Consider the following 13,479-nt stretch of genomic DNA (forward strand, 5'->3'; position numbering starts at 1 on the left):
CGGTATCAGCGACCCGCCGCGACGAAGGCACCTCTGACCGTGCCACCTCCCACACTGGGCGAAAAGTACTCGAAATTGAAGTTGCCTCCGACTTCGTTGGCATTCGGCCCGAAGAACATGCCGTTGAGGGTTCCTTCAAGCCCGCCACCACGGGTGGCGGAAAAGCCACCGACGCGCTGCGCGTCGGCGGTCACGTCCCCGATAGTGCCGGCGAAGCTCGTAGTCCCGAAACTCAGATCGCGTCCATTGGCGAGATTGGTGCCGCTGAGGGCGAGTTGACCGGATATCTTGCCCGTTCCGAAATTTGCGGAGAGAGATGACGTCCCGGAAACGTCGTACATGTCGATCCTGATATCGTTGTTGTAGATGACCGCGCTGCCATGTGCGACGCCCGTATAGCTCGCCGTTCCAGTGGTCGGCATGAGGCCTTTGGGCGTGGCCTGACCATAGGCGATATAGCCCATGTTATAGTTTCCGGCGCCCGATTGTGTCACGCCTCCCGCCAGCACGTACTTCGCGAAGCCAGAATAGGTGAGAGCGATCCTGCCGCCCTTCCCATCGAAAATATAGCGATCCACCGCAGCATAGCTGGAGAAGCCTCCGCTGCTCACCGCCCCGGATCGATAAACCGTACGCTCAGCATTGGATGTCGCGCTGTCTACATCGGAGCTTTGCATGGCGGCGTATGTGCCGCTGCCCGAATTGCGGGTCACCCGGATCGCTCCGACAGGCGAGCCGGACGACAGTTCCACAGCGTAATCGGTGGTCGTCGCACCCGCGAAATTATCAGAATAGTCATTGTTTATAGTAACCCTATATGCCACCTCGGCGCCGATCCCATGTAACAGCGTAGTGCCTGTAATGTTGGCCAGGCCCGTGGGGGGAGAAATGGCAGGGTCGGTGCTGCCGATCAGATATCCGTTCGCCTTTCCGCCGGTCGTGCTCGAAAGCAGAAACGTACCACCGATCTGATCGCCTGCGTCACCGTAGAACCGCGCATCGAGATTGCCGGTATAATCTTTCGTACCATCGAGAGAAAGTGTGCCCGCAATCGCGTTCGTCGTGCTGGATATCGTAGCGCTGGTCGTCCAGGTCCCGTTGTCTGTGCCGCTGTAAACTGATCCCGCCGGCACGATCATGCTGGCCGGACTGAACAGACTGAGTTGATAATCGCCCGAACCGGATAGCGTGCCCGTTCCAAGGTTGGCTGCAAGACGTCCGGTTCCATCCAGTGTCTGCAATTGCTGTCCCGTTTCCAGCACGGCACCACCGATCCTGGCATTGTAATGTCCGGTTCCGGTTCGCGGAACAGCCGAGGAGGCCGTCTCGTCACCGTAGACATAGGCATCGAGGATCGTCGACGGCCCGGTCCGGTCATATTGCAGCCCCGCGACCACGGCAGCCTCTTGCCCCATCCCCAAGAAGGCTGTCGTCTCGTCGTAAGTCGCCTCAACGTCGCGGCGCTGCAACGGGGCAAGGACCTGTCCGGACGACCGGTAAAACAGTCCGCCGCGGCCCCATGCCGCATACTTCGCGAACAACCCGCTGGCCTGCCCCGTCGAAACGAGCTTTCCGTTGCCATCAAGCGAAAGCGAGACACTCTGCCCGCGCACGCGGAAGAAAGTGGCGTTTTCAGGATTTAAGATGCTACCGTGCTGGTTGAGCGGATAGTCGTTTCGGCCACCCCAGACCACACCGACCGTTGCTTCATCGGCATAGGCGCTGGAAAAGGTAGCACCCACCTCCGCCGCTCCTGGTCCGTAGAACGATCCCTGAAACGTACTTGTGCCAGTTTCGTAGTTCGTGGTGGTCCCGAGAATGCCGGCAAAGCCGTTGGTCCCGGACTTCATCATCGCATTGGCAATGAGAATGCTGCCATAGCCGGTCAGCCCCGTCTCGCTTTCCGTCATGGAGAAAGGCACGTTGGCGTGGATGGCCCCCGTCGCGAAATCGGCGTCGAGCCGACCGCTGCCTGCGAGAGTGTGGATATTGATGTTGGACGCCGAAACGCCCAGCAACTTGACGTCATAACTAGCCGCACCAGTGCGCGGCATATCCGCGGCCGCTGTCTTCACACCATAAGCAAAAGCATCAAAACGCCCATCAACGCTCGACTTGCCTTCGGTCACCCGCTGCCAGAACCCGGCGCCGACATAGCGCGTCTGGCCGGCTCCGCTCCCTGTCTTGGACAGCGTCAGGAAGTCGGTCGTCGACTTGGCTGTCAGTTTGTAGGTGGTGACGGCCGCATTCGACTGGGCAGGATCGATATCAGCCTGCCGGAATGCTTGGCTGACCGAGCCATCGGTCAGGGTGTAACTCTGGTTCGCGGCATTGTAGGCGATCGTCAGCGCCGTCTTCCCGGCGCTATGGGTCGCGGAGCCCGTCTTGGTCGAGACTGAAATCTTGCCAAGGATCGCGTCGTTCGTGAAGTTCTCCGAGACCAGCGGCCCGATGAGATCGTCGTTCTTTGCCGTGGGAGTGGGAGTGGGAGTGGGAGTGGGAGTGGGAGTGGGTGTAGGCGTCGGCGTGCTGTTGACGTCGCCGCCACCACCGCAGGCCGCAAGCAACAGACTGAGCGCCGTAAGCGAGGTCATGGTCGCCAACTTGGCGACGGGTACGGTCTTCATGAACAATCCCCCTGTTCAGAATGCCAAGGCAAGCCACCCACGTCTTGCCTCGGCGAGAATACAAGCCTGTGCTTTCAGTTCTTCCGGCCGACGACCGCGCCCGAGCCGTTGCCTATCTCCGGATTGCCGAGGCCCTGGCGCAGCGTGAACGCTCCGCCCATTTCCGACGCACCCGGGCCGTAGAAGAACCCGTGCAGGTCCGCGGAATAAGCCGCGTTCAAATCCGAGGATGCCTCGAACTCGTTGCCCTTGTAGAACTGGTTGGGCGTCTTGATGATGCCATCGAGCTGCAGATTGCCGAAGACTTTGGTGCGCCCGTCGACCACGTGCTGGCCTGTCGGGCTCATCTCGAAGCGGACGGTTCCGGCTGCGAAATTCGCCGCGAAGCTGCTGGCGCCGGACAGCACATAGGCACCGGTTCCATCGGCGTACTGGCCGTCGATCCTGGTCTGATACGTCGCCGAGCCGGACTTCGGCATGTCGGAGGGGCTGGTCGTCACGCCGTAAGTGAAGAATGCCGTGCTCACGTCGAGATCGGTGCCCTTGTCGACGATCTTCTGCCAGGCGCCGTAGCTGGCGTAAGTGAGCGCCATGTCGGGATTGGCCGCGCCCGGCCTGAACAGGACGAAGTCTTCCTGCGTATTGCCGGCAATCTTGCGATAACCCGTCGTCGCGGCCGTATCGCCGAGCTTGTCGGCCGGGCGGAAGATCGTGGTGCCCATCGTCGTGCCGACGAGGGTGTAGGACTGGCTCGCGGCATCGTAACGCACCTCGGTCGGCGCCTGGACCGAACTCTTTCCGCTGGCGGCCCCGGTCGCGCGGGACAGCGAATAGTTCGCCTGCGCGTAGTAGGCCGTGAAGTCCTGGCTGACGCGCAGCTCCGCGAGAGTGGCATTCCCCTGGCCCGTGGGCGGCTTGGGGAGCGAGGCGACATCCTCTCCCCCGCCGCCGCATGCCGCGAGCAGGACGCTGATCGACGTGACGAATATCGGATGCGAAAGCTTCATGTCCTTATCCCTCAGAATGCCGAAGTGACGCCGAATTCCGCGGCAACGCGGCGGTAGTCGTAGATTTCGATGGAGGAGCGGTTGCGCTCCCATTTGAGGCGCACGAGCGGTGCGAAGCTGCCGAGGTGCAGCGCGCGCAAGGTGGCGGCGATGCTGGCGCTGTAGCGGTTTTCCCGGCGCCGCTCGGGGTAGAGGAACAGGCGCTCGTCCGCCTCCAGATGGCTGTAGGCCATGGTGCCGACCAGGGTGGTTCGGCCCATTTCGCGGAACAGGTAGACCGAGGCGCCCCCGCTCGCGAGGGAATAGCCGGGATCGCGCGCGGCCTCGCGGAAGCCGTAGACCTGCAGGCCGCCGCCGAACCGGGCGCTGAAGGCACGGTCGAGGCTGGCGGAAAGCGTGAAATCATCGGCGGTCTGGAGCGCATTGCGCTTGTTGTCGACATGGGAAATCCCGCCGTCGAGGCGGATCTGGCTGCGCTTACCCGTCGGGCGCTGCCAGCTTACGTTGCCGCCGATCGTCATGCTGTAGGGATCACGGCCGTACCAGCGCCACGAAGGGCCGAACGAGAAGGTGAGCTGGTTGCCGCCCCATGCATATTGCGGGCCGGCCTGCACCCCCACGGTCACGTCGTTGAAGTCCGGCTCGCGGTAGAGCGTGGCGCTGGTCGAGGCGCGCACCAGCAGGTCGGCTCCGGGCTGGATGCCGAGGCGGAAGTAGCCCTGCCCCTGAAGGTTGAGGCCCACGCCCGATTTCGCCTGCGCCTCGTCGTCCAGCGTGAAGTCACCGATCACGGTGCCCAGCGTGTCGGAACGGGTGGCGCGATTGATGTTGCTGTCCGGCGCGAGCGCGAACTCCACCGAACCGCCGAACGGCTTCCGGGCGTTGAGCGCACGGGTATAGAAGCGCACGAGCTGTTCCACCGAGGTCGGCAGTCCCGCCGCCTGGGCCGCGCGCAGTTCCTTGCGGGCGGCGCCGAAATTGCCGAGCGAGGCCTGCATCCGGGCCAGCTCCAGCCGGACACGCGCCGCGCCGGGCTTGTCGTCAAGGATGCGGCGGAATTCGAGCGCGGCGTCGGCATAGCGCTTGAGATCGTCGCCCAGCATCAGGCCAAGACGGAAACGCGCCTCTGTCCGCACTTCGAGATCCCGGTCCTGCGACAGGGCCCGATAAGCCGTCTCCGCAGTCGCGAAATCACCTTCCGCGCGGGCCTGCTCGGCCAGTGCGAAAACCTGCGCGGCCGAAAGGCCCGCATGCGTGGCAGGTTGCGCCGCAGGCCACTGCGCGCCGGTTGCCCCCTGGCCCGCCGCGTCCTGCGCGCTTACGCCGGTGGCAAGGCCCGCCAAGACCGCTGCCGCCAGCCAATGCTGAATCGGAATGTCACACCCCCGTTTGGCGGTGTGTTAGTACTCCGATCAAATACTTGTCCAGATGCAACAAGACCGGGTCACCGGCGCGACGTCAAAATTCGGGCGGTGAACGGCATTTGTCACTATTGCAGCCCGTTCAGGCTGCCTCGCGCTCCGCGTAGACTTCGGCCTCCTTGCCGATGAGGATGTCAGCAAGGAACCAGTAGGCCTCGCCCCAGGCGGCGAGCACTTCGTCGGTTGCCGCTTCGCCCAGCACGTCGCGGATCGCGGGCAGCAGCGCTTCGGCGACCAGCGGATAGTGCTCTGCCTTCACGCCTGTATCGACATGGCGCTGCACCATGCGCGCCACCGCGCCGGTGAGGTTCTGGAGCTTGTCCACGTTCTGCGCATAACCCAGGATCGCGGCGGCAAGACGGCGCGGCTGCTCGCCAGAGGTCTGCGCGGCCTGGTCGAACATCGCGCGCACGTCGGCATTCTCGAACAGGCGTTCGTACATGCGGGTGGTGATCGCGACCCCGTGCTGCTGAAGCGCGGGCGCGGTTGCCTTGATCGTGGCGACGGTCTGTTCGCTGAGCGGAGCGGCCATTTCGATTCGTCCTTTAAAGATGCATTGTTGATGCATCTATACGCCGAAGGGAAAAGATGTAAATACGGCGCATCATTTTAACCGGAGACCGCCCTTGCGCCTCACCGCGCACACCGACTACGCCCTGCGCATCCTGCTCCACGCCGCCGTGGAGCCGGAGCGGCTGTTCTCGATCGCCCAGGTTGCAGAGGCGCACGCGATCTCGCGCAATCACGCGATGAAAGTGGTCAACCTGCTCGGCAATGCCGGGCTGCTGGAGACGGTTCGCGGGCGGGGCGGCGGTTTTCGTCTCGGCCGCCCTGCACGGGAAATCGCGCTGGGCGAAGTCGTGCGGCTGACCGAACCCAACATGAGCCCCGCCGATTGCGGCAACTGCCTGCTTCAGGGCGCCTGCGGCCTCACCGGGATCCTGCGCAAGGCCATGGCCGCCTTTCTCGCCGAACTCGACGCGCATACGCTGGCCGACGCCGCCATGGGAACCCGGCTGCCCTTCCCGCTTTTACAGTCTTCCTGAAGCGAAACTCTTCGAGAATTACTGGTCCGATCAATTGGCCCGATCATCGGGAACTTTCCCGTCGTACCCGCGTTCCTCCTCCAAAGAGGAGAGCCTGAAATGAATATCGGAGCCGAAATCCCGTTCCGGCGCAGTCGCTTCGCGCGCAAGACCGGATCGTTGATCCTGGACCGCCAGCGCGAAGAGCAAAAGCAGGAACGCGATCCCGATTCCGATCCCATGCTTGTTTGGTCCAACGGTCGCTTCCGGTCCAACTGACCGGACCCGATTCCCCCTGTCGGTGCGACCGTACGACGCGCCGGAGCGCAACTTGATTGCGCTCCGGCGCGAAATCGTATGCGCCGCGAAATGTCGCATACGTCCTTTGAGCAACAGGTTTTCCAAAGCCTGACCGGCGCTTGCAAGGCCCGGTTTTCTGCGCTTCAACCCTGCTCCTAGATACCTCGGCAGCCAATTCGCAGCACTCGGGCACGGCGCAGCCGCTCCCCTTTCGCTCCATTCCCCACCGGCTGCCGAAGTCAGGAGAAAACAACGATGAAGACCCGGCTCATGGCCGCTGCCGCCCCCTTCGTGCTTGGCGCAGCGCTGCTTGGAGGATTTTCCGTGACCGCTACCGCAAAGACTGGCACCGCAAAGACTGGCACCGCAAAGACCGGCACCGCCACTCCGGCCTATGCCGGCCCCTTCGCGAAGCCCAGCACGCTCCCGCTCCACGCGCCGGACTTCACCCAGTACAAGGATAGCGACTGGCAGCCCGCCATCGAGGCCGGCATTGCCGCCAAGCGCGCCGAGATCAAGGCGATCGCCACGAACACGGCCAGGCCGACTTTCCAGAACACCATCGTCGCGATGGAGCGCGCGGGCACGCTCTATGACCGCGTCTACAACGTGTTCAGCCAGCTCACTTCGGCTAACACCAGCGATGCGCTCGACGCGATCGACACCGCCGTAAGCCCGCAGATTTCCGCGCTGAACGACGATATCTACCTCGACGACGCGCTGTTCGCCCGCGTCAAGGCCGTGCACGACAGCGCGCAGGGCAAGGCCCTGACCGGCGAGGACGCCATGCTGCTGGCGACGACTTACGACAAGTTCGTCCACCGCGGCGCCCTGCTTTCGGCCGAACAGAAGGTCGAGCTGAAGGCGATGAACCTCGAGATCGCCAAGCTCGAAACCGCCTTCTCGCAGAAGCTGACCACGGCCACCGCCGCCAAGGCGCCGATCTTCGACACCGCCGCGCAGCTCGACGGGCTTTCGCAGGCAGAGATCGCCGCCGCCGCCAAGCTCGCCGCCGAAAAGGGCCATCCCGGCAAGTTCATGCTGGCGCTGGGCAACACCACGCAGCAGGCCGCGCTGACCAGCCTCAACAACCGCGCCAGCCGCAAGATCCTGTGGGACGCCAGCGTGAACCGCACTTCGGGCGGCGACGAGTACGACACCACCGCAATGGTCACCCAGATGGCCACCCTGCGCGCAAAGAAGGCCAGGCTGCTCGGCGCGCCCGACTTCGCGACGTACCAGATGTACGACCGCATGGTGAAGACGCCGGGTCAGGCGATGGAGTTCATGAAGGGCTTCGTCCCCGCGCTGCGCGCCACGCAGGACCGCGAGGCCGCCATGCTCGAAGCCGCCGCCAAGGCCGACGGACAGGCCATCAAGCTGGAGCCGTGGGACTGGTCCTACTACGCCGAGAAGGTCCGCAAGGCGAAGTACGACCTCGATGAAAGCCAGATCAAGCCTTACTTCGAAGTCTGGCGCACGCTGGAAGACGGAGTGTTCTACGCCGCGAACCAGACTTATGGCCTGACCTTCAAGCGCCGCACCGACCTTCCGGTCTACCACCCGACCATGCGCGCCTATGAAGTGTTCGACGCCGACGGCAAGTCGCTGGCGATCTTCTACTATGATCCCTTCGCCCGCTCCAACAAGAAGGGCGGCGCCTGGATGAACAACTTCGTCGAGCAGTCCTACCTGCTGGGCGAAAAGCCGGTGGTCAGCAATACCCTGAACATCGCTCCGCCCGCCGATGGCGAACCCGCGCTCGCCAGCTTCGACGACGTGGAGACCATGTTCCACGAGTTCGGCCATGCGCTGCACGGCTTCTTCGCCAGCCAGAAGTACCCCTCGCTCTCGGGCACCAACACCGCGCGTGACTTCGTGGAATTCCCCAGCCAGTTCAACGAGAACTTCGCGACGATCCCCGCCGTGCTCAACCACTACGCCAAGCATTACCAGACCGGCGCGACGATCCCCTCGGACCTGATCGCCAAGATCGAGGCGGCGAAGACCTTCAACCAGGGCCTGGGCCTGGGCGAAACGCTTTCGGCGGCGATGCTCGACATCCAGTGGCACCAGCTCTCCCCCGAGGAAGCCGCGCAGCCGCCGATGGCCTTCGAAGCCAAGGCGCTGGCCGCGACCGGGCTCAACACCGACCTGATCCCGCCGCGCTACAAGACGCCCTACTTCCGCCACATCTGGGATAACGGCTACGCGGCCGGATACTACTCGTACATCTGGACCGAGATGCTGGCACACGACGGCTGGGACTGGGTGGAAAAGCACGGCGGCATGACCCGCGCCAACGGCGACCACATCCGCAAGTCGTTCCTCGGCCAGGGCCACACCAAGGACTTCGCCCAGCTCTACCGCGACTTCACCGGGCACGACCCCAAGGTCGAACCGATGCTGGAAGCGCGCGGTCTGGCGCCGAAGGCCCAGTAACGCCGGGATAATCCATGCACGAAACGCCGCTCCGGAAACGGGGCGGCGTTTTTTGTTTCATTCCGACCCCGCCTAGAACTGCTGCCGGAAATCCACCGCCAGCGGTGCCGGCGCGCCGATCGAGAGGGCGCGTTCGCCGGGGTCGCCCAGCCAGTGCGCCGGGCAGTTCCACACGCGGCTGATGACCTCGCGCGAGAGGGCCATCTCGGGCGGGCCTTCGGCCTCCACCCGGCCCTTGGCCAGCACCAGCACCTGATCGGCATGGTTCATCGCCGTCGCCAGATCATGAAGCACGAGGACGACGCCCTTCCCGGCCCGCGCCTGCTGGCGGAAGCGCTGCATCAGCGCCGCACCGTGCGCAAGGTCGAGGCTGGCGAAAGGTTCGTCGGCAAGCAGCCAGCCGGGCTGGGTAGCCAGCACGCGGGCCATGAGCGCGCGGGCGCGTTCGCCGCCGGAAAGGGTGGAGACCGGACGGTGGCGCAAGTCCTGAAGGTCCATCGCGGCGATGGCGTCCTCGATCGCTTCCTGCGTCTCGGCGGCCGGAGCACCGCGCCATGGCAGGCGGCCGAGCGAGATCAGCACTTCGACAGAGACATCCCAGGCCACTTCCGGCGTCTGCGGCAGGTAGCCGATCCACTGCGCGCGCTGCGCCAGCGATACCGCGGAAAGCGCCCGCCCGCCCATCACGGCGCGGCCGCCATCGGGCTTGAGCAGCCCCGCGATCACGGAAAGCAGCGTGGACTTGCCCGCGCCGTTGGGCCCGCAGATCGCGGTTATCATGCCGCGGCGGCAGTTGAGCGAGACATCCTCCAGCCGCCCGGCGACAGTGACCTTGTCAGCGCCGAAGCTCATGCCACCATGCCCTGGCGCATCCTGAGCAGCAGGCGCAGGAAGAACGGCGCGCCCAGCAGGCTGAGCGCGATGCCGAGCCGCAGTTCGCCGCCGGTCAGCGGCAGGATGCGGCAGAGACAGTCGGCCATGAGCAGCAGCAAAGCGCCCGCCAGCGCGGAAGGCACGAGCAGCGAGGACGGCTTGCGGTCCGTCATCGGTCGCACGAGATGCGGCACCATCAGGCCGACGAAGCCGATGATGCCCGCCACCGCCACGCCCGAACCGACAATCAGGCCCACGCCCAGGATCATCAGCGCCTGAAGCCGCAGCGGCTCCACGCCGAGCGAGCGGGCGGCCATCTCCCCCAGGGTCATCGCATCGAGATCGCGCCCCGCGTAGATCAGCACGCCGATGCCGCCCAGGGTCAGCGGCATGGCAATCCAGACCTCCCGCCATGAACGGTCCGCCAGCGAGCCCATCATCCAGGTAACGATCTCGCTCATCGCGAAAGGCGACGGGGAGAGGCTGATGGCAAGGCTCATCAGTGCGCCGGCAAGACTGGAAACCATGAGCCCGGCCAGCGTGAACAACGCCACACCGCCGCCGCGCCCGGCGATCAGCGCCAGCAGGGTCATCGCCCCGCCCGCGCCGACCAGCGCGAAGACCGGCAGCATCCAAGGCGCCGAGGCATAGCCGGTCCAGAAGCTCAGCACCGCGCCCAGCGCCGCGCCGGGCGCTATGCCGAACAGGCCGGGGTCGGCAAGCGGATTGCGCAGGTAGCCCTGCATCGCCGCCCCCGCCGCGCCCAGCCCGGCGCCGAGCACCAGCGCCAATACCGCGCGCGGCAGTCGCAGCTGCACGAGGATGATCGATGCGTTCTGAAGTTCCGGGGAAAAAGGGTTGATCCAAACGCGGCCCGCCAGCAGCGACAAAGGCACCGCGACACAAAGCGCGAGAGCCAGCAGCAGGACAAAACGCAGGTTCATGGTCTGAGGGAAACAGTCCAATCGCCCAATGGCTCCGGCGAGGCCAGCGCCCGGCGCGCCGCCGCGAGTTCGTCGAGCGCACGCGGAATGGTTGGCCCCCCGCACCACAGGATGGAGCGGCTCAGCAAGAAACGCCGGGTACTGGTCAGCGCGGAAAGCGCCGGGTGATGCAGCATTCGGTCCTCCTCGGCGAGCGGATCGCCTACCGCGAAGACCACGCGCGGCGGGTCCGCCAGCACATGCTCCAAGGGCAGATAATCGGCCTGGGAGAGGCCGCGCGCGCCGGCAATATTCGTAAAGCCGGTGTGCTCCATCATGTCAACGATCAGGGTCCGGTCTCCGGCCACCAGTCCACCGGATTCCCACACCAGTGCCGGAATTTGCCGCATTCCGGCAGGCGGCGCGTTTCGGGCCACGGCCGCATCGATCCGCTGGACCAGCCGCTCGCCCCGTTCGGGATGCCCGGCCAGCCGTGCAAGCTGGCGCACCTGCTCGCGCGCGGCCCGAAGGTCGGAGGCTATCGGAACCTTGACCAGCTCGAACCCCAGCCGCCGGAACGCCGCCTCGCTTGCGGGATCGAGGAAGGCGCTGGCGACGACGACACGCGGGCCGATCCTCGCCACTTCCTCCACCGATCCCGAAACCGCCCTGAAACGACGCGCCGCTTCCATCGGCATCGAACTGCTCTCGGGATCGTGGCTGTAGTTCGAGATCGCCAGCAACTGGCCCGGCCCTGTCACTTCGGCAAGGATCGCGTCCGTGCAGGGGTTGAGCGAGACGATCGTGGGATGACCACTGGCCTTCGCGGAACCGGGCGCGTCGGCCGCATCGCCGCCCCCGCATCCCGCCAGCGCCGCCACCGGGCCGGCAAGAGCCAGCGCGGCGGCGAGCAGGCGGGCCTTGCGCCTTCCCCGTCCCGACCGTGTCAGGGAAAGCGCTCGGATCACATCTTCACCCGAACCCCGGCATAAGCCGCGCGGCCCGGCGTGCCGTATGTCCGCACCACTTCGTAGTGCTCGTCGAACAGGTTCTCGACCCGGCCATAGAGCTGGATGTTCCGCGTCACGTCATAAGCCGTGCGCAGGCCCACCACGACATTGCCGCCAAGATAATAGGTGTTCGCCACGTCGTCATAGCGCCCCCCGCCCACGCGCAGGTCCGCGCCGAGGCGGAAGCCGTCCGACCAGTGCTTGTCGAGGCTGGCGTAGAGGTTGGTCTTGGGACGGCGGGCCAGCTGCTTGCCGGTGTCCTCGTTGGTGGCGTCGAGGTACGTGGCGGAAAGGCTCATGTCGAAGCCGTTCCAGTCGCTCACCTGCATCCCCAGTTCCACGCCCTTCGCGCGGGCCCGGCCGACATTGTAGTAGTTCCATTCGGCCAGATCGTAGTCGATCAGGTTTTTGGTCTTGCGGTCGAAATAGGTGACCGAGAACGTCCCGTGCCCTTCCGCGAAGGGCTGCTCGACGCCCACGTCCCACGACTTCGAAGTCTCGGGATCGAGCGCGCGGAAACCGCCATTGGTATAGAGCTGGTAAAGCGACGGCGCCTTGAAGCCCTCGCCATAGCTGGCGCGCAGGATCGGCGCGCTTTCGCCGCCGCCGATCACCCAGGCGCCATTGGCCGAGAACGTGGTCTTGTGGCCGAAGTCCGAATTGTCGTCGTAGCGCAGCCCGCCGTTCAGGGTCAGTCCGGTGACCGGACGCAGCGTCAGCATGCCGAAGTAGCTGTCGATCGAGGTCGAGTCCTTCGCGTAATCGCTCGAGAATTTCTGCTTCTCGGTCTCCGCGCCCAGCAGGATGCTGGCCATGTCGATCGGGCTGAAGGAAACCTGCCCCTCGAAGCGGTCCGCGCGGCCGTTGGTGGTGTAGGGACCGAAGACCGCGTCGTCCGAGATGCGGCGGGTGTCGGTGAGGCCGTAGCCCACGCGCGCGGTCAGGCGGCCGTCGAGCCCCTTATAGCGAAGGTTCGCATAGCCCACCGTGTCGCGCTTCATGCCCACGTTCAGGGCATCGGCGCCGGTGTTGTCGTAATCGTAGTTGGCCTTGGTCCAGTAGGTCCCGGCGTCGGCGGACAGGCCGCTTACCAGTTCCACTTCGGCCCGGGCATTGGCGCTCTTGCTTTCGAAGCCGTCCTTTTCCTTACCGCCGAGGCGCTCGTCGAAGGCGGAATAGCCGTCGCCCTTGAGCCAGTTGCCGCCCAGCGTCAGGCCGACCGGTCCCACTTTGCCCGCCGCCGAGGCGCCGAGCTGCTTCTGGTCGCGCCACCCATATTCGGCCTGGCCGCGCGCGGTCCACTGCTCGGTCGGGCGCGCGGTGATGAGGTTGACGACGCCGCCGATGGCGCGGCTGCCCCAGAGAACGCCGGAAGAGCCGCGCACCACTTCGATACGGTCGAACTGGCCGACGGTCAGGCTGCCGAAGTCGAAGCCGCCGCCGACATCGCCCGGATCGTTGATGCGCACACCGTCGATAAGCACGAGGCTCTGCGCATTCTCGGCGCCCCGGATGAACACGCTTGCGGGCTGGCCGAAGCCGCCGGACTGGGTGAAGGTCACGCCCGGCAGGCGGGCCAGCACATCGGTGGCGGTGACCGCCTGGGTACGCTCGATATCCTCGCGGGTGACGACCGAGACCGACTGGCCGATCTCGCTCACCGGGGTCTCGGTGCGGGTCGCGGTGACGACGATGCCGTCCGCTGCGATGCTATCGTTTGCGGCTTCGTCCGCCAGCGCGGGAGTGGCGACGGACAGGGCCGTCCCCAGCAGAAACAGATACTTCACGGTAATTCCTCCAACCTTGAACGACATTGCCGTCCATGGCGGAGACGCGCGCCTTTCCTCATGC

Annotated in this window: 11 protein-coding genes; 2 read left to right on the forward strand and 9 right to left on the reverse strand. The window is 65.2% G+C overall.

Going from position 1 to position 13,479, the window contains the following annotated elements; all coding sequences use genetic code 11:
* Positions 1-5: 5 nt before the first annotated feature.
* From U9J33_RS14825 to U9J33_RS14840, 4 genes are all read right to left on the reverse strand, one after another.
* Positions 6-2,627, reverse strand: coding sequence for a transferrin-binding protein-like solute binding protein (locus U9J33_RS14825; RefSeq protein WP_324696356.1), 2,622 nt, complete (start codon positions 2,625-2,627; stop codon positions 6-8).
* Positions 2,628-2,701: 74 nt separating this feature from the next.
* Positions 2,702-3,634 (reverse strand): transferrin-binding protein-like solute binding protein, encoded by a 933-nt coding sequence (locus tag U9J33_RS14830; protein WP_324696358.1) that lies wholly within the window; start codon positions 3,632-3,634, stop codon positions 2,702-2,704.
* An 11-nt stretch (positions 3,635-3,645) separates the two neighbouring features.
* A complete protein-coding gene (locus tag U9J33_RS14835; RefSeq protein WP_185996896.1) occupies positions 3,646-4,977 on the reverse strand; it encodes a surface lipoprotein assembly modifier in 1,332 nt (443 codons plus the stop codon).
* Between the two features lie 160 nt (positions 4,978-5,137).
* Entirely contained in the window at positions 5,138-5,587 is a 450-nt protein-coding gene (locus U9J33_RS14840; RefSeq protein ID WP_054436877.1) for a globin domain-containing protein, read from the reverse strand.
* A gap of 94 nt (positions 5,588-5,681) precedes the next feature.
* Here U9J33_RS14840 and U9J33_RS14845 point away from each other — a divergent pair, with 94 nt between their 5' ends.
* Positions 5,682-6,101: an Rrf2 family transcriptional regulator gene (locus tag U9J33_RS14845; RefSeq protein ID WP_324696362.1), complete on the forward strand. Its 420-nt coding sequence runs from the start codon at positions 5,682-5,684 to the stop codon at positions 6,099-6,101.
* 30 nt (positions 6,102-6,131) lie between these two features.
* On the opposite strand, the gene U9J33_RS14850 is transcribed toward U9J33_RS14845, so the two are convergent.
* Positions 6,132-6,527, reverse strand: a complete 396-nt coding sequence (locus U9J33_RS14850) for a hypothetical protein (protein ID WP_324696364.1) — start codon at positions 6,525-6,527, stop codon at positions 6,132-6,134.
* Between the two features lie 108 nt (positions 6,528-6,635).
* Here U9J33_RS14850 and U9J33_RS14855 point away from each other — a divergent pair, with 108 nt between their 5' ends.
* On the forward strand, positions 6,636-8,822 hold the full coding sequence (locus U9J33_RS14855; RefSeq protein WP_324696366.1) for a M3 family metallopeptidase: 2,187 nt from the start codon (positions 6,636-6,638) through the stop codon (positions 8,820-8,822).
* Positions 8,823-8,894: 72 nt separating this feature from the next.
* Here U9J33_RS14855 and U9J33_RS14860 read toward each other — a convergent pair whose 3' ends face one another.
* Genes U9J33_RS14860 through U9J33_RS14875 form a run of 4 tightly spaced genes read right to left on the reverse strand, consistent with a single transcriptional unit; the run spans position 8,895 to position 13,415 of the window.
* On the reverse strand, positions 8,895-9,674 hold the full coding sequence (locus U9J33_RS14860) for an ABC transporter ATP-binding protein (RefSeq protein ID WP_054436881.1): 780 nt from the start codon (positions 9,672-9,674) through the stop codon (positions 8,895-8,897).
* Positions 9,671-10,639, reverse strand: coding sequence for a FecCD family ABC transporter permease (locus U9J33_RS14865; RefSeq protein ID WP_132469620.1), 969 nt, complete (start codon positions 10,637-10,639; stop codon positions 9,671-9,673). The genes U9J33_RS14860 and U9J33_RS14865 overlap by 4 nt, the downstream gene beginning before the upstream one ends.
* Positions 10,636-11,586, reverse strand: a complete 951-nt coding sequence (locus U9J33_RS14870; RefSeq protein WP_324696369.1) for an ABC transporter substrate-binding protein — start codon at positions 11,584-11,586, stop codon at positions 10,636-10,638. The genes U9J33_RS14865 and U9J33_RS14870 overlap by 4 nt, the downstream gene beginning before the upstream one ends.
* Entirely contained in the window at positions 11,583-13,415 is a 1,833-nt protein-coding gene (locus tag U9J33_RS14875; protein WP_324696371.1) for a TonB-dependent receptor domain-containing protein, read from the reverse strand. The genes U9J33_RS14870 and U9J33_RS14875 overlap by 4 nt, the downstream gene beginning before the upstream one ends.
* Between the last annotated feature and the right edge of the window lie 64 nt (positions 13,416-13,479).

Source organism: Novosphingobium sp. RL4 (assembly GCF_035658495.1).
GTDB lineage: Bacteria > Pseudomonadota > Alphaproteobacteria > Sphingomonadales > Sphingomonadaceae > Novosphingobium.

Coding starts and splice junctions, on each gene's coding strand:
- U9J33_RS14825 (WP_324696356.1), bottom strand. CDS start 2,627: ATGAAGACCGTACCCGTCGCCAAGTTGGCGACCATGACCTCGCTTACG.
- U9J33_RS14830 (WP_324696358.1), bottom strand. CDS start 3,634: ATGAAGCTTTCGCATCCGATATTCGTCACGTCGATCAGCGTCCTGCTC.
- U9J33_RS14840 (WP_054436877.1), bottom strand. CDS start 5,587: ATGGCCGCTCCGCTCAGCGAACAGACCGTCGCCACGATCAAGGCAACC.
- U9J33_RS14855 (WP_324696366.1), top strand. CDS start 6,636: ATGAAGACCCGGCTCATGGCCGCTGCCGCCCCCTTCGTGCTTGGCGCA.
- U9J33_RS14860 (WP_054436881.1), bottom strand. CDS start 9,674: ATGAGCTTCGGCGCTGACAAGGTCACTGTCGCCGGGCGGCTGGAGGAT.
- U9J33_RS14865 (WP_132469620.1), bottom strand. CDS start 10,639: ATGAACCTGCGTTTTGTCCTGCTGCTGGCTCTCGCGCTTTGTGTCGCG.